The sequence below is a fragment of the Nitrospira sp. Nam80 genome, from assembly GCF_965152575.1.
Genome location: NZ_OZ224216.1, coordinates 3,407,498 through 3,424,370 on the forward strand (window position 1 = coordinate 3,407,498; position 16,873 = coordinate 3,424,370).

Annotated in this window: 17 protein-coding genes and 1 pseudogene; 7 read left to right on the forward strand and 11 right to left on the reverse strand. The window is 56.4% G+C overall.

Features of this window, described 5'->3' with window-relative positions:
- Positions 1-22 precede the first annotated feature (22 nt).
- Positions 23-1,435, forward strand: coding sequence for an SGNH/GDSL hydrolase family protein (locus ACWGXE_RS16045; RefSeq protein ID WP_447598974.1), 1,413 nt, complete (start codon positions 23-25; stop codon positions 1,433-1,435).
- 72 nt (positions 1,436-1,507) lie between these two features.
- Here ACWGXE_RS16045 and ACWGXE_RS16050 read toward each other — a convergent pair.
- Positions 1,508-1,824 (reverse strand): annotated as a pseudogene (locus ACWGXE_RS16050) (DUF4372 domain-containing protein); the annotation flags it as partial.
- A gap of 768 nt (positions 1,825-2,592) precedes the next feature.
- On the opposite strand from ACWGXE_RS16050, the gene ACWGXE_RS16055 reads away from it, so the two are divergent.
- Together ACWGXE_RS16055 and ACWGXE_RS16060 are read left to right on the forward strand one after the other, a co-directional pair.
- Complete coding sequence (locus tag ACWGXE_RS16055; RefSeq protein ID WP_447598975.1) at positions 2,593-3,339, forward strand: hypothetical protein; 747 nt, start codon at positions 2,593-2,595, stop codon at positions 3,337-3,339.
- Between the two features lie 885 nt (positions 3,340-4,224).
- On the forward strand, positions 4,225-4,734 hold the full coding sequence (locus tag ACWGXE_RS16060) for a response regulator (RefSeq protein WP_447598977.1): 510 nt from the start codon (positions 4,225-4,227) through the stop codon (positions 4,732-4,734).
- 848 nt (positions 4,735-5,582) lie between these two features.
- On the opposite strand, the gene ACWGXE_RS16065 is transcribed toward ACWGXE_RS16060, so the two are convergent.
- Positions 5,583-5,807 (reverse strand): hypothetical protein, encoded by a 225-nt coding sequence (locus ACWGXE_RS16065; protein ID WP_447598978.1) that lies wholly within the window; start codon positions 5,805-5,807, stop codon positions 5,583-5,585.
- Positions 5,808-5,931: 124 nt separating this feature from the next.
- On the opposite strand from ACWGXE_RS16065, the gene ACWGXE_RS16070 reads away from it, so the two are divergent.
- From ACWGXE_RS16070 to ACWGXE_RS16080, 3 genes are all read left to right on the forward strand, one after another.
- Entirely contained in the window at positions 5,932-6,558 is a 627-nt protein-coding gene (locus ACWGXE_RS16070; protein WP_447598979.1) for a PD-(D/E)XK nuclease domain-containing protein, read from the forward strand.
- A gap of 135 nt (positions 6,559-6,693) precedes the next feature.
- Positions 6,694-6,948: an Lrp/AsnC ligand binding domain-containing protein gene (locus ACWGXE_RS16075; RefSeq protein ID WP_447598980.1), complete on the forward strand. Its 255-nt coding sequence runs from the start codon at positions 6,694-6,696 to the stop codon at positions 6,946-6,948.
- Positions 6,945-7,391, forward strand: a complete 447-nt coding sequence (locus ACWGXE_RS16080) for a hypothetical protein (RefSeq protein ID WP_447598981.1) — start codon at positions 6,945-6,947, stop codon at positions 7,389-7,391. The genes ACWGXE_RS16075 and ACWGXE_RS16080 overlap by 4 nt, the downstream gene beginning before the upstream one ends.
- 39 nt (positions 7,392-7,430) lie before the next feature.
- Here the strand turns inward: ACWGXE_RS16080 and ACWGXE_RS16085 are convergent, their stop codons facing one another.
- From ACWGXE_RS16085 to malQ, 3 genes are read right to left on the reverse strand one after another with little or no spacing between them, the layout of a single operon-like run.
- Positions 7,431-8,822 carry a sigma-54-dependent transcriptional regulator gene (locus ACWGXE_RS16085; protein ID WP_447598983.1) on the reverse strand — a complete coding sequence of 464 codons (1,392 nt, stop codon included), beginning with the start codon at positions 8,820-8,822 and terminating at the stop codon, positions 7,431-7,433.
- 5 nt (positions 8,823-8,827) lie between these two features.
- A complete protein-coding gene (locus tag ACWGXE_RS16090) occupies positions 8,828-9,982 on the reverse strand; it encodes a sensor histidine kinase (protein ID WP_447598984.1) in 1,155 nt (384 codons plus the stop codon).
- Between the two features lie 30 nt (positions 9,983-10,012).
- Positions 10,013-12,280 carry a 4-alpha-glucanotransferase gene (gene malQ / locus ACWGXE_RS16095; protein ID WP_447598985.1) on the reverse strand — a complete coding sequence of 756 codons (2,268 nt, stop codon included), beginning with the start codon at positions 12,278-12,280 and terminating at the stop codon, positions 10,013-10,015.
- 274 nt (positions 12,281-12,554) lie between these two features.
- Here malQ and ACWGXE_RS16100 point away from each other — a divergent pair, with 274 nt between their 5' ends.
- Positions 12,555-13,307 carry a hypothetical protein gene (locus tag ACWGXE_RS16100; RefSeq protein WP_447598986.1) on the forward strand — a complete coding sequence of 251 codons (753 nt, stop codon included), beginning with the start codon at positions 12,555-12,557 and terminating at the stop codon, positions 13,305-13,307.
- Between the two features lie 7 nt (positions 13,308-13,314).
- Here the strand turns inward: ACWGXE_RS16100 and ACWGXE_RS16105 are convergent, their stop codons facing one another.
- From ACWGXE_RS16105 to ACWGXE_RS16130, 6 genes are all read right to left on the reverse strand, one after another.
- Entirely contained in the window at positions 13,315-14,148 is an 834-nt protein-coding gene (locus ACWGXE_RS16105) for an SPFH domain-containing protein (protein WP_447598987.1), read from the reverse strand.
- A gap of 120 nt (positions 14,149-14,268) precedes the next feature.
- Positions 14,269-14,670, reverse strand: a complete 402-nt coding sequence (locus ACWGXE_RS16110; protein ID WP_447603762.1) for a c-type cytochrome — start codon at positions 14,668-14,670, stop codon at positions 14,269-14,271.
- A gap of 5 nt (positions 14,671-14,675) precedes the next feature.
- Positions 14,676-14,822, reverse strand: a complete 147-nt coding sequence (locus tag ACWGXE_RS16115) for a hypothetical protein (protein ID WP_447598988.1) — start codon at positions 14,820-14,822, stop codon at positions 14,676-14,678.
- Between the two features lie 34 nt (positions 14,823-14,856).
- Positions 14,857-15,555: a 7-cyano-7-deazaguanine synthase QueC gene (queC, locus tag ACWGXE_RS16120; protein WP_447598990.1), complete on the reverse strand. Its 699-nt coding sequence runs from the start codon at positions 15,553-15,555 to the stop codon at positions 14,857-14,859.
- 139 nt (positions 15,556-15,694) lie between these two features.
- Positions 15,695-16,249: a TraR/DksA family transcriptional regulator gene (locus ACWGXE_RS16125; RefSeq protein ID WP_447598991.1), complete on the reverse strand. Its 555-nt coding sequence runs from the start codon at positions 16,247-16,249 to the stop codon at positions 15,695-15,697.
- A 107-nt stretch (positions 16,250-16,356) separates the two neighbouring features.
- Positions 16,357-16,872 (reverse strand): adenine phosphoribosyltransferase, encoded by a 516-nt coding sequence (locus ACWGXE_RS16130; protein ID WP_447598992.1) that lies wholly within the window; start codon positions 16,870-16,872, stop codon positions 16,357-16,359.
- Between the last annotated feature and the right edge of the window lies 1 nt (position 16,873).

Consider the following 16,873-nt stretch of genomic DNA (forward strand, 5'->3'; position numbering starts at 1 on the left):
CTTGTCGAACAGCGAGGCGAGCATGTGGAAAGTGGCCGTGCATTGCCATCTGGCGCGAACGATCGGGCTGGGTCTTTTCTTCGTCGCAACCCTCGCCTACCGGTCCCAGAATCCGGCCGTGTTTGGAATCTGGTCTTGGCCGTACCTGGTTATTGTGCTGACAGCCGGCAGCCTATTCTTGGCTTCGGTTCTTCACTCGCGGAGATGTCATCAAGACGAGCAGCTCTGGGGGGAGACCCCGGCTCTGCGATCGGTCTGTGTGGATCTTGCGGTCTTGTTCTGGGGCAGCGGCTATGTCATCAATGGGTTCGAGGCCGCCCGTAATTGGGGACAGATCGCCGATCTGAACTTCTTTGGCAGCGCCACCCCCCCGGCCGTCCTGTTGCTATGGGTAGCCATGTTGACGGCGTGGCTGAGTCTGGCTCGGACAGTCGTGCTTTGGAAACGAAGATCGCGACTAGGGGGCATCATCGTCGCCGTCTGGGTCGCGATCATCGTGTTGCTGGTCGCAGAAGGTGCACTGCGCCTTTGGGGGTTGGCAGCGCCACGACCACAAGGCTATCCCACGTACACCACCGCGCTATGGAGTCGGAAGTTTGCCTCCTTGAATGAGTTGGGCTTTCGCGATGCTGAGCATACAGTGCACAAACCTCCTGATGTGCAGCGAGTGCTCATCGTGGGTGACTCGCTGGCATTCGGCTGGGGGGTCACCAACACGGATGATCGATTTGGCGAGCAATTGGCCGCACACTTGAGGAAGCAAACCGCTGCCAACTGGGAAGTCTTAAATGCCAGTCTGGGAGACACCAATACCTTAGCGCACATCCAATACCTGCAGACGATGCAGCGCTATCAACCGGATGTGATTCTGCTGCTCTACGCGTTTAACGATATTGACTATGTCGTGCCCGTGACCCCGCGCGAGGGCCCTAGTGAGCCGATGACGGGACTGCGTGATCGACTGAGCCCGGTGCGCCTATTGTTTACAAACTGTTTTCTTTTCCAGGAGGTGTATGTGCGCCTCCGCATGTTGGCTTACCAAGCGGCAGCTAGCGAGGGGCAGCCCTATGAGGACCCCTATAATAACGAGGCTATCCTAGATCGGCATTTACAGGACGTGTCTCGTTTTGTGTCGGTGGCCTCCCGGACGAGCGCCATTGTGGCAATTGTGCCGTTTGATATCAAAATCGTGGCCAGCCCCGCGCATCGCGACCGCTACAGGCATTTCGTTCACGCCGCCATGACTCATGGCTTGCCGGTCTGGCCAGCGGGCCCGGAGGTATTTGCGCGTCACGCGTACAGTGACCTGATTGTCAACAAGTTAGATTCCCATCCAAACGCGATCGCCCATCAATTGTTGGCCGCTCGTATCGCGAATCCCTTGCACAGTGTGTTGCAAAGGAACGTTCAAGTGACCAAACACATGTCGCAGTAAGTTCAAGACCTGGATTGGGGCAAACTCTCGTGCTGGACGAGCAGCACACACCTGATCCGCGACTGCGAAGCCCTGGCAGATTAGGCACTGGGCAAATTCGGCATAGATTCGCCAGTCGCGGCCTTCGTTTGCATCGGCCAACGTCGAGCGACTCACCGAGGAACGAAACCCCATGTGATAGAGCGTGCCCTCGCTGGCCGATAGGCATGCTTTGATATCGCGCAGGCTCTCCCAGTATGGCAGTTGAGCGAAGGACATACAGCGGAACTGCTCGGCACAGGTCCAGGTCCGAACGCGATAGTGGCCCCATAGCGCGTCACGATTCGGTGAAAGCCTGCTATGGCAGGAAGCCCGGAACCCGAGCGAAACAAGGTCTTGCCAACATTCAGGTGTCCCTCCGGCGCGAGAAATGCTGAAAGGCTGGCAGACCCGCTCACGGCTATTCAAATTAGAGACATACTCGCAATTGATGGAGCTGTAGCGGGGACATCCTGCAACTGATTCGCGCAGGCGCAATCGATGGGGATTTGGTCTACCATGTAAACATAATCAATACTGAGTGCGTGTATAGTAGTGATAACTCAACAATGTGAACAGATGTGCCGTTTCAATTCGCCCTAGCGGTCGTGTCGAGCTGCCGTAGCTCATTCTGCTTTGTTGCAGAACAGTTTTCCGATTTCCTAATAACGCCTCGGATAGATAATATCTTGGTGAAATACGGATCTAGCTCCCTGCCGTTGTTTACAACCCCCATCAAAAAAGCCTCATGATCAAGCCCTGGGTTACGCCTTCACATTGCGTCAACTTGCGTACAACGTGGATTATAGGAAGACTTTAGCGCAAAAGGCGGCTCCTCAGTCTGACATCGCTTACGTAAAAACATAAGGATGGGCGATCGAACGTTCAAACACATCGCCTGGCTAGATTCCGATACGAAAATCTATTCGGTCAGTTCCAAGTCACCGTTCGCCAGTAAAAGGTCACGGCCAGGGGATAACAGGCCCAGTAGATGAAACAATGGCAGGCCACAAACCCCCTGATAGGCCGGTCTGCCGGTTTTGCTCCAACCTAACCGGCATGGCAAGGGACTTGCGCGGTAACGGGATATATAGTACCTTTTGATCTGCCATAAGACTTCTCCCCGAGACATAGCTATTATGTCATTAGCCTCGGTGCACCAAACTACATCCAAGGCCCGGGGCTACGTTCTTCCTAGACTTATCCACCGAGTACTGTGCAGTTTCCTGTTACTCTGCTTCATCGCGAGCTGCAAGAGCTATTCGACCATCGAAACCCCGATTACGGACGGGTATCACTCCAAACTTCCCAGTCCATATACACGAGCGGTGGTCTGGGGCACGCGTCCTGATACCGTGCAGAGCGTGAGCACCTGGCTGCTTAAAAGGGGGATCTTGGTTGTCGATCAGACCAAACTCATGCAGGCGGCGGCCGACCAGAAGGTATCGATCAGCGGCTATCAGTATCTGGAAACCGACGTCTTGCGCACCGCAAAACTGGTGGGAGCGCGCCTTGTGGTATTCGCCAATGCGGAAGTGGGATCCTGGGAAGTCCTCGGAATGGACTATGGACTCCCACGCAGCATGAAAGTCTATTCCGGAACGATTTCGCTTCGGGCAGTCGATGTCAATACCGGCGAAATCGAATGGAGTGGGAAAGCGCAGTCTTCCGATCGATTCAATAACTTGGAGGAAGGAATCAGCCAGCTGACTTGTCACGCGCTGGCGACAGCATGGGGCCTGCGCAATCCGGGCAATACGAGCCCGGAAACCATCTGTCCGGCAGGTTCAGGAGTCATGGCTCATGATAGTGCCAGCCCTAAAGCTCCACCCCAAACGGCAACACCCACTTCTCCCGCCGCTCCTTCTTTTCAAAGCAATTACTGACCACGGCAATCATAGTGCATTCCTTCTTTTCGATGGGCCGGATCGTCGCCCAGCACTGTGTCCCGCGAGGCAGCGTCTCATTGAAGGGCCTCGCTTGAATAGTCCACCGATTGAGCTGACCTGAATAGAATTCATCTTTTGTCGCTTTTCACGATAGCCAAGCTATACTGAATTATCGCATGTCGATAAAATCACCGGCTTCCTCATCGATACACAGATGATGTACGAGGAATCCCACCCCGTCGATTGTCCGGTCAATTCGGTGACCGCATGGCGCTTAGTTCGCGCCTCGCGCGCAGCGTTGGAATCATTGGTCCGACGGTCAGCAAGCGGTATTCTGGAAGATATATCACCGATCGTGACCCAGAATCGGGCGATCCGAAACATGACCCCTCGCGTCGGAATGCTCCGCGAAGACATTTGGCAGCGTTATGGCCAACCTCGCTCGGTATGGATGAACCCTGAAAACGGAGAAGCCCTATGGGAATATCCTCAATTTGGGCTCACATTGATTTTCGACCATGAAGACATGCTGAAACGGTGGAAATTGGCGAGCGGAAAGCGGCAGCTTGGCCCGGATCAGTCAGGCGCATCTACTTCGGACAAACAAAAAGATCCGGCTCAGCATCTTCCGCCAATCGATTTCACCGATCGCCTCCGTGAACTCGAGGAGCGTCAGGACAGAAATCTAGGCAGCAGGCCAAGCTGTATTGCGCTATTCGATTCCCCGGCCCTCAAGAAATATTTACCCTGCAGAGGGTGCATTGCGAACAACGCGAATACGAACGATACAAGTTTCCTCAGCGAAAGAATTGACGACCAAGCCAAGCCGAATTTCCGCAACCGAGAGCGGAACGATGAGATTGAGACCACGAGGAGGACAGCATGACTGACTCTGTCCGTCCCAATTTTGACAACCCGATGACCATTCTCCTCATCGACGATGATCCTTCCACATTGCTGGTATGCCGAATGCGGCTTCAACAGCAGGGCTTTAGGGTCCTTCAAGTCCCGGGCAGTTCCGAAGCACTCAAGCTGCAGGCCGAACATGCCGGCCCCATTCACCTTGTGATCACGGACATCATGTTGCCTCCGCCGGACTTTCAATTGTCGGTCGCGAACAATCCGTTTCCTCGCGTAAACGGTCTGGAACTGGCGGATCGCCTGCTTGAGGCAAAGGCAGACCTTCGAATCATTTTGATGTCCACGACCAGCAAAGAAGATCTATTGGCGCGCGGCATGATTCGGAAGAGCATGCCGTTCATCCAGAAACCATTTACCGTCGAAGCTTTTAGCAGTCTGATCTATCAAACTCTGGCTGGTCCACCGGCCCCCAAGAACACGACAAAGAAGGACGGCTCCGGCACGGCACGAGAGGTCGATTGGTTCGGATGATGCGCGTTCGGCATGCCGAAGTAACCTCTGATTCCTTGCCGCCTTGTCACACCCGGGGTACATTACTCTCTGGCCGCCGTTTCAGGTAACGCCATGGCGCGAGCAAAGTCCACTGAACAAACCAGAACGAAATCCAAGACCACTGCCGTGGACGATATCATCCGTGGCATTGAACAACTCCAGCACCTTATGGCCCAGATAGAAGATCTCGGTAGAGAAGGCTTTCCGTATCAGGACGCAGTGCGCGCCAGGACGGAATTATCGCTGCGCGAGACCATTCGCCGGATATTCGGCGAGAAATCCGATGAGTATCAAAGCCATAAAAGTCACAAGCTGCGGGCCGGCCATCGGGCGGAATCAGCGCAAACGGCAGCGATAATAAAGCAGCTCGTGAGCGAGTTGGAGCGGCGGAGGCAGGATCTTCTTGGCGTGAGATCCGTAGATCCTGAACCATCGATGGCCAGTCGGAGCCATCAGGACAAGCCGTTGTTAAGACCCGTTCCAACCTCAAATCAAGCTTCAAGCCTCACCGTACGGGTTTCCACTGCGACGAAGGCCGCCCCCCCATCGAGGCATTCGGATGCCGATATGCCACCCGCCGCCATTTCACCTAAATGTTCTCCATCTGAATCTGAGCCGATTCCTTCGGCTGGCGAGACGTCCGGGCCCGGCGCATCTTGCAAGATGCAGCCTTCCATGCCAATACCTTCCGAACCACTGGCGGCTCTACCCTCTAGGTCGGGCCAAGGCGAGAGCCACGGAACAACCTCATCACTTGCAGAGCCGCAGTGTGCAAGCATGCACAACACCGTTGATTCGGGATCGATATCACCCAGCGAAACAGTCCATCATTCGGCCTTGCCGACCATACCGCCTGGTGCTCGTGTCGGGAAGATCCCGGCGTCCGCCTCACCTGCCGGATTGTCTAATTCGGCGACTACTGCCGTACCGTCGCCGATGACTTTCCCGGCAGAGAAGATACCTTCCGCACTTACTGCGATGGAATCGGCGCCTTCTGCGCCATCCGCAGCCGCTTCAATTACGATACCGTTCCAGACACTGCCGGATACCACCCGTGCAGATCGAGACTCAGTACCCCTCCTGCCTGCATTAGAACCGGTCCTGTCCACTGCTCCATTGCAGATGGCGTCAGAGGCGTTAGTTGCCTCTCCCCGTGGAGCCAGCCCGGAGGTTCGTGTGCACACTGATGAACCAGCCCCTGTGGAACTGCCGGCAGCCCTCTCGACCACAGGGTCGGCTAAGACCGGAATAGCGGAAACAGATCAGCAGGAGGCCCAAGTGGAAGTCTGTCCAGTTTCATCTTCGCATATCGCCACCGCTGGCCGCGCCTCATTGTCTCATCATGACGGTTCTTTAGAAATTCTCCGCAGGATTTGTTGCCGATTTCATTTGGTGGTACGCCAACTGCGCCTGCGACGAGACGATCGCTCGACTTTGGAAGTCGAGGATGAGTATGACGTGCAAGACCTCCTGTACGCGCTGTTGCGCCTGGAATTCGAAGACATCGCGACGGAGGACTGGTATCCCAGATACGCGGCCGGAGCCAGCCGCACCGATCATCTCTTGCAGAACGGGCATATCGTGATCATCGCCAAGAAGACGAGGACCGGGTTGACGGTCCGAGATCTGATTGACCAGATTAAAATAGATTTTGCTCATTACTCCGGGCGTGCCGATTGCCGCAGCGTGCTGTGCTTCCTTTATGACCCGGAAGGCCGAGTCGGCAATCCACGCCGGCTTGAATCCGACTTGGCCACGGTCTGCGGCACTCAGGCGCTCGAAGTAGTCATCGCCCCCAAGTAACATTCCACCGAGTGTCTTTTCGCCACACGGATCGATCCAGGCATGGGACGGAACACGTTGACATCACTAGACTGATTCGTTACGTTGCCGCTATAAAGAAGTTGCTGATTCTTTTTCATTGTAAAGGACGCTCGCATGTCTGATCGAGCCTACGTACTCATCAATGTGCTCCCTGGTCAAACCGGTGAAGTCGTTAAAGCCTTGGCAGACATCAAGGAAATCATACAAATCGACCCTTGCTGGGGGAAACCCGACATTTTTACCATCGTCGAAATCCCCCATCAGGATGCACTGACTCAACTAGTGCTGGCAAAGATCCACGCCATTCCAGGTGTCGCTCAAACGGATACGCATCTCGTTTATCGATTACGGGAAGCGAAAGCAAAATGAGCAGGCTTCGGCATCTCCTCATCGCGCTTGGGCTCTGCATGTGGCTAGGCGCGTGCAGCAGCGTGCAAACCGTCCCGGACCGGGATGTCATCAACGCAACGTTGCCGGCTCCGACGGAGAAGGTCACCCCGGCCTTGATCGACGTCCTCGCTTCCGAGGGATATGACATTGATGCGGAAGACGCGGAGACTTTAACGACCGGCTGGCGAGAGGAAATTCGAAGCCCCTGGGATTGGCTGCTCCGCTGGCGGTTTGGAGTCGGGAAAACTCGCGTGGAAGCCAAAGTCACCCCGGTGGAAAGCGACCGCACAGACATTACCCTGCAGGTGTTTCACTTTTCTAAAGACGGCATCTTCGACCGCTGGGATGAGGCCGATTCCCCGCTGCCGCAAAGCGCGGCCAATCAAGTCCGTCTCCTCAAGAACAGGCTGCACATTCTCTGACGAAGCCGAGATTATTGTCCCAGCGGCCTGCAGTCTCTATCATTTGTCCTCGGCATCATCGCCCAGATCCAGGCCAAACCGCTCGGCCATTCGATAGAGTGTCCGTCTATCGATGCCGAGAACCTTTGAGGCCTTGACCTTATTGCCGCGCGTTTCCTTCAATACGCGGACAAGATGCCGTTTATCCACTTCATCCAAGGTCAGTAGAGCCTCGTTCGCGGAATCCGCGGAATCAACGGCGCTTCCTGCCGGCGGCGCTTGTTGGCGAAGTGGTTCGGGTAAATCTTCGGGCAGCAACAGCGGACCATGGCTCAAGGACACGGCGCGCTCAATCGCATTCTCCAGTTCACGCACATTCCCGGGCCAGGCGTATTCCTTCAGCAATCCCATGGTATCGGGATGAAATCCCTTTACGTGAGCCACACCGCCGGCATACTTCTGGAGAAAATGATAGGCCAACATCGGAATATCGTCGCGCCGCTCGGAAAGCGACGGTAGTAGAATACGTACGACGTTCAACCGATAATACAAATCATCCCGAAATCGGCCTTCCTTCACCAAGCCGGCCAAATCACGGTTCGTCGCGGCAATGACGCGAACATCGACCTTGGCCGAAGTCGTACTCCCGACCCGCCGGACTTCCTGGTCCTGCATCACCCTGAGCAATTTCACCTGTAACGCCGCGCCCAAGTCGCCGATCTCGTCCAAAAACAGCGTTCCTCCATTCGCCGACTCAAATAAGCCGGCCTTGGCGACGGCCGCTCCCGTGAAGGCGCCCTTCTCATACCCGAACATCTCCGATTCAAGCAGTTGGTCGGGCAGCGCACCGCAGTTGACCGGCACGAACGGCTTCTCACGCCTTGGACTGTTCGAATGAATCGCGCGGGCGATCAATTCCTTCCCGGTTCCGCTCTCCCCTTCAATGAGAATCGTGCTCCGGCTCTCCGACACGCGGGCAACTAGTTTATAGACTTCCAACATGGCGGGACTGCTGCCAACGAGTTGGGTCCATGTTTCCCGGCCGCGCCGCTCGTCACGAAACCGGGCGTTTTCACGGACGAGCCGGCAATGTTCCAGGCTTCGCTGGACGACCAATCGAATTTCCTCTCTCTTAAACGGTTTAGCCAAGTAGTCATACGCGCCTTGCTTGATGGCTTCGATCGCACCTTCCAGGGACCCAAACGCGGTCAGCAACACGATGGAGGTATCGGGGCTGAACCGTTTGAATTCCCTCAAGACGGTCAGACCATCGACCGTTCCCATGCGGATATCCGTCAATACCAGATCCACCCGGGTTTGCTTGCCGCGTTCAATGGCTTGAGCGCCGCCCTCAAAGGTTTCGACGTCATAGCCCTCTTTGACGAGCGCCTCCCTGAGAAGGTCTCTGGCGACGGCATCGTCGTCAATGACGAAGATTTTTGATTCCGCCATATTTCCTACCCGGACGACATTGATTCGGATTTCAAGCCCGGCAGAGAGACCGTCACGGTCGTTCCTTTTCCCACCTCGCTGTCTATGCTCAGCATTCCTCCGTGGGCCGACACGGTTTCCCGGCTCAGAAACAGCCCCAGGCCCGTCCCCTTGCCCACCGCCTTGGTGGTAAAGAATGGCTCGAACGCCCGCTGGAGATCTTCCTTCGGCATACCGCATCCCGTGTCACGCACCTGCAATAGTGCCATCGTCTCAATGGTTCGCCCGGTACATTGCCCCGCCTCAACTTCATCGGCCGACGCAGAGCGGGATGCAAGCGCCACGGTCACCGTGCCGCCCGCGCCGGTGGCAATCAGTGCATTGGTCAAGAGGTTCACCAGAACTTGATGGATCTTTTCCGCGTCGGCCCACGCCATGGGAAGCGATACCCCCTCCTCCACCTGAAGCAACACCTGCTTCGCACGGAACGCTGGCTCCATCAATGCAACAACAGGCTGGACCAATTCGCTCGGAGAACACCATGACGGTTCCGGCTTCCGCTGCCTGGTGGAGGAAAGCAAATCTTGGATGATACGGACCACCCGATTGAGTTGATCATCGACGATATCAATGCGTTTTTTCATGTCCGGGGTGATGCCGGGCTCTTCGGCCAGCGCCTGCACATGCCAGGCGATTGAATGCAGAGGAGTTCCGACTTCATGTGCGACGGAGGCGACGAGTTGTCCCACGGCGGCAAGCCGCTCCGAGTGATACAGGCGATCTTTCATCTCCACCAACTGCTCATTGGCCCGCAAAAGATTCTCGGTTTGCTTCGCAAGCGCCGCACGCGCCGCCTCCTCCCTGGCTTTTCGTTCCTCCCAGGCCATCCCGATGTAGGCCACTCCGATCAGTACACAGACCACCAGGGTCCGGTTAATCACCACCGTCGTAAAGCGCTCCCTCTTCTTGGTCGGTTGAAACAGGCCCACGTAGGACACCACGACGCAGAGCAGGACGGTAATATACATCAATTTCCGATTGCGCACCGTGGCGATCAGCAAGATGGGCAGCACAAAACCATAGGCGCCGACCACGTTTAAAGGAAACAAGACCTCCACCACGATGATGACGAGACAGAGGACCGCAGCGACGGAGAGAATCAGGCGGTTCCGATTGTTCATCGTTCAACGGCACTGCACGCCACAGCAGATTTACGCCGCCGCCGTCGGCACGGACGGGCGGAGCGTGCGCATCAGGCCGGCCATTTCCCTGATGCGCTTGTCACGGCGTAACTCATCGAGAGTCAGCGACAGCTTGCGAGACCAATTGGGATAACTATCCACCGTCCCGGGAAGATTCATCTGCATCACTTCTCCAATGAGATCGTCCACATTTGCCAAGACGACGGACGAGGAGCTTTTCGCGAGATACGCATGGATCGCTTCGCATAATCCAGAGGTCATGCTCGGCATGTCCGCAGGCTCCTCGCTTGCACCATCGGGCAACAGTCCTTCCAGTTTGAGTGCGCTGAGGATCTTCCTTTTGTCTCGTTGCCGTTCATCCAGAGCGTGTTTCTTGGCTTCCTCGGTCGTATAAATCCCCAGTCCCGCCCGGAGATGGATATCCTCACCGGTCCAGTATCCCGATAGCGTAGGCAAATCATGGGTGGTCACCACGGCCAAAGACTGCTCAGGATACGTGGCCGGCGCTTTCATAGCTCCCTCCGGCGTCCGTTCAAAGTAAAACACCCGATAAGAGAGGACCCTCCTCCGGGACAATTCCTCCCGTACCGAATCCGGTACCGTGCCCAGGTCTTCTCCAATGATCAGCGTGTTGGCCCGCATGCTCTCCAGTGCAAGGATGGACAAGAGATCGGAGGAAGGATAATAGACATAGGTGCCCGCCGAAGCCGGCATCCCTCGGGGAACCCAAAACAAGCGAAACAACGCCATGACATGGTCGATCCGTAGCGCTCCGCCTTGGCCGAGATTCTTCCGGAGCAGTTGGATATAGGGTCGGTATGCCAGGTCTCTCATGCGTAGCGGGTTGAATGGAGGAAAGCCCCAGTTTTGCCCTTGGGGGGCGAAGGCGTCCGGCGGGGCTCCGCAGTCGGCCGTCAATGCGAGCGCTTCTTGAAAGATCCAGCTTTCCGCGCCGCTTCGGTCGCTGCCCAACGCCAAATCTCGATACAGTCCCACCGCCATCCGTGCGGAAAGAGCCCGTGCGCCGACTTCTCTTAGTTGCTCCGCCGCGATCCATTGAATGTATTGAAAAAACCGCACGCGCTTTTTATGCCGGCGTCCGAATTCACGTACCGCCGGCGACGTGGGCGCCTGATATTGTTTGGGCCACTCCTGCCAGACAGTCGCCCGCGGATCGACCAACCGGCGCTCCTCTTCCAAGACCTGGAAAATGGCGTACCACTCGAGCGCCTCTCCCTCCTCCCGAATGAACCGCTCCAAGAGCCATCCTCGTGCGGTCCTGGGTTGAAGGGTCGGTTCATTGCCGCTGTAATTATGGCGGAGAAATTGGCGGTAGGCCCAGTCCAACATGGTCCGTTTGGCTCTGGATACCGCATCATAGTCGACTCGATCGCTTTTTCGCGCCGCCTCCAATGCGTTCTGGAATTCCTGGCTCCCACGGGCCTGTCTCGCATCGGGAGACGAATGGAACTCGGGCAGGCGGTCCAAGTCGATGTAAAGTTCATTCAAATACAAGCGGCTGTTCGGCGCATAAGGGCTCAGATGGTGCGGGTGGCTGTTCTTGAGGGCATGCAACGGGTTCACCCCCACGAGCGAGGCACCGAGATCCTTGCCGGCCCAATCAACCAAATCACGCAGATCGGTAAAGTCCCCTGCACCCCAATTCGTGGCCGAGCGCAATGAATATAACTGCACCGCGAGTCCCCACACCTTCCCACCCTGAAGGAGCGCATCCGGCACATAGCAGTGAGAAGGGGCGACGATTAATCTGAGACAACCGTCGGCCGGCGTGCGGCCCCCTTTGGCCGAGGTCACGACATCGTAATATCCTGGTACGAGCCAAGCTGGAACCGGTATCGCAAATTGGACATACCGATTGCCTGCAATGTACTTGACGTCTTGTGGGACGAGCCCGGGACCTATTTCATCTTGGTGAATCACGGCGCCCGTTTCGTCTCGAAGCTCCCACGTGATACGCAGCTTCTGTTCGTCGGCTCCTTCGAAAGGCAAGCGGAAGGTCCAATGAGCATTGGCGGCCCCCTGCTGGATGACCGTCACCGGGTCGCAAGGCCTGCTCCAAGGCGTTTCATCAATGCGGGTCAGTTCTCTGGCCAACGCTTCACCCGAATCGACGGTGAATCCCATTGCAGCGAGGATACCTTGTTTGGTTTCAGCGGACGCAACGTGGCGGATTCCATGGATGTCATAATACTCGGCGGCGATACCGGCTCGTTCTGCCAGAAGATCTAGGAGCTGAGTTTCATGTTGGTCATACATAGGGGTGAGTCTGAGTGAAGACCTATTTCAAGTCAAGGCATGCGTAGGATTTCAACGACGCCCGCAAGGCGGAGATCGATTCCTGGAGTCGCGTATCTTTTTGCCGTGAACGTCCATCGCCATTCATCAGGGAAGACGGTGTCTCGGCAGCACCGCCGCAAGCTTTCTACAGCCGATCTCAGCCGCATTCCAAAGGATCGCCCGATTGCCGCCTCCTGCATCGCATGGTAGCATAGAAGAACATTTCGCACGTCTTGGCCAAACGGAGGCCACTATGAACGCGCCTTACGCCCGGCTCACGGTCGCGCTAGCAGTCTGGTTGACAGTTTCTGGAACACTGCTGTTGCCCGCGTCGCATGCGACCAACGAATCCACTTCAGTTCAGATCACGGGCGATTATCGTTATGCCTATCATGATCCGGAAACACCAACTCAAGCCCAGGATTTTGCCTGCCGTGAAGCGTTGCGCCTCGCAGTGAGTACCGCAGCCCCGGTTCGAGAACAAACCGGCTCAGTCGTCGATCCGATACTCTTTCGAGAGTTGGTCCATACTCTGGCCACCCGGCATGTGACCGACTACCAGACGGTAGAACAGTTCCGGAAAGGCCGCACGGTATACTGCAAAATACGCGGGCTACTTCACCCCGAGGTTGTGCAGCAGGTGTTCGAGACCCAGAGCCATATGGCGCCGAAAAGGCAAGGCGCCTCCGCTTCAGCAGGTGAATTGGACCGCAACCGGGTGCTTCAAATTATGGCGGTCGAAGAACAGGATGGAATGATCACTGTCACTTATCAAGCATTGCAGCGGTTGGACTGGTCGACCACCGCTTATGCCGGAAGCTTGCAGGGACTCGCCGATGTCATGGTCGATTTCTATGATAGCGACGGAGTTTTGATCCGGACCTATCGCCATCCGGCCAGGCGAACCTCAGGCGGCGACGATGTGATGCAGCCGGGCCAAATCGGCGTCGTGAAGGTTCCGAGGCCCCTGCATGCCAAGACGTATCGGGTCTGGCTGGTAAAATAGCCGGAAACTATCTCTCCGTGGCGAGCGGAGGTAGATTGATCCCAAACCGCTCCAATCCCATGATTACTGTCAACGCCGATGGGGAATGCTGAACGATCTCCTTTTGGACCTCGATCCGCCGCAAGTCCACGAACTCGGGCGCCGTCAATCCCAATGATTCGCGATAGGCGCGATCGGCGATGCCGCGCTGTCTTTCGGCTTTCTCCCGTGATTCTTCGGCCTTCTGGAATTCGACCATCGTAATCTTGCGCTGCTCCTGGATGATCGTTTGAGTAGTCTGCTCGACGACTCCTTTGGGGGGCAAGATGCTTCCGACCACCACTCGGTTCAATCGAACCGGAATAGTCTGTTTCTCGATCAATTTGGCCTGGATTTCACGCCCGATCGCCTCCTGCAGCTTCGTGCGCGTCGTCGGGTCGGTCGTCAGCTGGAACAGCGGATACTTCTGGACTTCCTCACGAACAAACGTCCGAAACGCTTCCTTCACGTTGTTTTGATACCAATTCGGACCAAACCGACTGATCAACTCGGGCGAGCGGCCTTCGATCACATTGGCGATGAGGAAAGCGTCGAAGGAGACCGGGGCATTTTCCGCCGAGATAATGTCGAAATGTTCAGAGTACTGTATTGGTCGGATATCGACATCAATTACCTTGGTAGTCAACGCCACCGCGACTCGCCCCGTCTTGGAAGGGACAGGATCGACGCCGCCGTGACCGAAGAAGAATGGCTGCTCTACCAACACACCCTCATGGCCGGCCTCGATTGCCACACAGCCGGCTGCCCCTGAACAGAGCAGGGCCACAGCGAAAGCCCGGGGCATCATCCATGTGCTTCGCATTATCGTCCTCCTTCGTAAGGGAAACTCCCGTTCACCTGCGATTACCTTACGAACCATTCTCGAAAAATGTCAAACGCGAATCAGGTCGGACGGCATGCCTGTCGGAGCTCGAGAACGGAGTTAAAAGATCCCAGCTTGTCGCTGCAGCCACCGGATATACTTGATGATCTGATCAATGTCACTGGGAGAGACCCCATCGATTTTCGGCATGTTTCCAAAATCCCAGTGATGGGCTCGAACGCCGTTGAGCGCCGCGCGCTGAAAGGCAATATCGGCATGATGATTCGGTTCATAAATCTTATGGACAAGCGGCGGCCCCTGGGAAGTTCCGGCCGCCCGCGCGCCGTGACAGGCCGCGCAATGGGCGGCAAACTTGGCTTCACCGGCTTGAAATTCCACCGGTGTTGCGCCGGCCGCAGAGGGAGCCTCCTCTTTTCCGGCTTGCGATTCGCAGGCAGCGCAGAACATCACGACGACAAAACAAAGGATCGCGCGGGCCAGGCTGTTCCGGACACCAACCATGCCGTTCACGAGTCTTTCGAATGTCCTTCAAATTGATCGCGCAACATCTGCGTGGTTTTCTTCATCGTCGCACGCCGATAGAGCCGGGCCACCACAGGGGCCGCGATGATCAATCCGATCGTCAGGTACATGAAAAATTCTTCTCGCGTCATACTATCATCCGAGTCTTAGCCCTTAGCCCGCATGTCAGAGTACCGCATAGGGGACGGGGTCTACAACTCCCGCTTGGCGAAATCCTTCCCGGCGGATGATGCAGCTGTCGCAGCGCCCGCACGCCGTGCCCGACAGATCGGGGTCGTAACAACTATGTGTGTGCTCGAAAGGAACGTGGAGTTCGGCGCCGTGCCGCACGATGTCCGCTTTGGACAGGGTGAGCAACGGAGCCCGCACCTGGATCGGCCTCCCCGCGACTCCCGTGCTCGTTCCCAATCGCGCCATGGCCTCAAATGCGCGAATGAATTCCGGCCGGCAATCGGGATAGCCGGAGTAATCAAGCACATTCGCGCCGAAATATATCCAGGAAGCCTCGCGCGCCTCGGCATAGGCCAGCGCAAGGGAAAGAAATATCGTATTACGTGCGGGCACATACGTGATCGGGATGCTGTCGGCACGAGCCGCCGCCGTTCGATCCTTGGGAACCGCCATGTGCCCGGTCAGAGCCGAACCGCCGATTGCGCGCAAGTTAACATCGATGACGAGATGTTCCTCCGCCCCCAGAAACGAAGCCACCGCCTGGGCGCGATTGATTTCCACCGCATGGCGCTGGCCATACGCCACGGTGAGGCAGTAAAGCGCTAATCCTTCCTGTCGAGCCATAGCCGCGGTGACGGCCGAATCCAGTCCGCCGCTCAACAGGATGACCGCCTTATCCAATTCCGAACTCATTGGGGGAGCTTCTGTCGACGAGCCGGCCAGATGTAGAACCGAGGCGGCGGAGAGGGGCGGAGACCCGCCCCGATGGCAATCGCTTCGTAACTGGACTGGCTGCTACGAACCGATAGGGCGTGGCCGGTTGAAAGAAACCTCAGTCTCGTTCTTCTTCTCTTTCGATCTTCTCGAGCAATTCCTGCCTTGATTGGCATTCCACACAGAGTTTGGCGAAAGGGACCGCTTCCAGCCGCTTTTCGCTGATTTCCACTCCACATTCCGCACAAATTCCGTAGGTGCCTTCGTTCAGCCTCACCAAGGCTTCATCAATTGATTGCCTTCGCCGATTCCGCATTTCCATGAGGGAGATGCCGAGCTCACGCTCCAGATCCATCAGCGCTTGGTCGCCGACGTCACGAGCGGATTCCAGGCGACGCTGCTGGTCCTCCGTCAAGGCTTGCCCCAGACTCTCTTCGATTTCCCGCAGAATTTCTTGGCGTTTGCTGAACAACATCTGCTGAAGCGCATCACGACGCCGTTCGCGTGCTTCGCGCTCTTTCGGAGATTCTTTGACCCCGATCGGCGCCATGATTCTACCCGTGAAAACTTCCTTCTCTTCCTCGCCGGCCGTCTCGTCGTTTTTTCCCGTTGTTTTTGAAGCCATTTTAGCCTTTGTTGCGGTTTTCTTCTTAGCTTGAACCTTGGTCGCCATGGGATCTTGAGATCCTTTCGTCAGGAGGCCAGGCGAAAATTTCGGCTTCTATATCACGGTACGGGACATTTGACAAGTCCCTCTGGCAGGAGGCAATGAAGAGAAGATCAGGGATAGACGATCGTTGAATGAACGTTGTACCCGGATAATCTATCGCGGCCACGCAGGCTTGTAAGCTCCACAAGGAAATCCAGCGCGGTAATCTCCCCGCCGAGCTGACGAATAAGGTGCACCGTGGCGGCCGCAGTGCCACCGGTAGCCAGGAGGTCGTCCACAATGAGAACCTTTTCTCCCATTTCGATCGCGTCACGATGAATGGCAAGCGAGTTGGAGCCATACTCAAGGTTGTATTTAACCTCGAAAATGTCCGCCGGTAGCTTGCCCGGCTTCCGGACCGGAATAAAGCCGGCGCTGAGACGCGTGGCCAGGATGCCCCCAACGATGAACCCGCGCGATTCGATTCCGACGACCTTGGCAATTCCCATCGTCAGATACCGGTCGGTCAATTCATCGGTGATCGCCCGTAGGGCCTTGGCATCCTTGAGAAGGGTGGTGATATCGTAAAAGAGTATACCGGGTTTGGGAAAGTCAGGGACTTCGCGGATGAGTGCTTTGTAATCCATG

Excerpts from the sequence above, each read along its gene's own strand:
- ACWGXE_RS16045 (WP_447598974.1), top strand. The coding sequence starts at position 23 with ATGTGGAAAGTGGCCGTGCATTGCCATCTGGCGCGAACGATCGGGCTG.
- ACWGXE_RS16055 (WP_447598975.1), top strand. The coding sequence starts at position 2,593 with ATGTCATTAGCCTCGGTGCACCAAACTACATCCAAGGCCCGGGGCTAC.
- ACWGXE_RS16060 (WP_447598977.1), top strand. The coding sequence starts at position 4,225 with ATGACTGACTCTGTCCGTCCCAATTTTGACAACCCGATGACCATTCTC.
- ACWGXE_RS16075 (WP_447598980.1), top strand. The coding sequence starts at position 6,694 with ATGTCTGATCGAGCCTACGTACTCATCAATGTGCTCCCTGGTCAAACC.
- ACWGXE_RS16080 (WP_447598981.1), top strand. The coding sequence starts at position 6,945 with ATGAGCAGGCTTCGGCATCTCCTCATCGCGCTTGGGCTCTGCATGTGG.
- ACWGXE_RS16085 (WP_447598983.1), bottom strand. The coding sequence starts at position 8,822 with ATGGCGGAATCAAAAATCTTCGTCATTGACGACGATGCCGTCGCCAGA.
- ACWGXE_RS16090 (WP_447598984.1), bottom strand. The coding sequence starts at position 9,982 with ATGAACAATCGGAACCGCCTGATTCTCTCCGTCGCTGCGGTCCTCTGT.
- malQ (WP_447598985.1), bottom strand. The coding sequence starts at position 12,280 with ATGTATGACCAACATGAAACTCAGCTCCTAGATCTTCTGGCAGAACGA.
- ACWGXE_RS16100 (WP_447598986.1), top strand. The coding sequence starts at position 12,555 with ATGAACGCGCCTTACGCCCGGCTCACGGTCGCGCTAGCAGTCTGGTTG.
- ACWGXE_RS16105 (WP_447598987.1), bottom strand. The coding sequence starts at position 14,148 with ATGCGAAGCACATGGATGATGCCCCGGGCTTTCGCTGTGGCCCTGCTC.
- ACWGXE_RS16110 (WP_447603762.1), bottom strand. The coding sequence starts at position 14,670 with ATGGTTGGTGTCCGGAACAGCCTGGCCCGCGCGATCCTTTGTTTTGTC.
- ACWGXE_RS16115 (WP_447598988.1), bottom strand. The coding sequence starts at position 14,822 with ATGACGCGAGAAGAATTTTTCATGTACCTGACGATCGGATTGATCATC.
- queC (WP_447598990.1), bottom strand. The coding sequence starts at position 15,555 with ATGAGTTCGGAATTGGATAAGGCGGTCATCCTGTTGAGCGGCGGACTG.
- ACWGXE_RS16125 (WP_447598991.1), bottom strand. The coding sequence starts at position 16,249 with ATGGCGACCAAGGTTCAAGCTAAGAAGAAAACCGCAACAAAGGCTAAA.
- ACWGXE_RS16130 (WP_447598992.1), bottom strand. The coding sequence starts at position 16,872 with ATGGATTACAAAGCACTCATCCGCGAAGTCCCTGACTTTCCCAAACCC.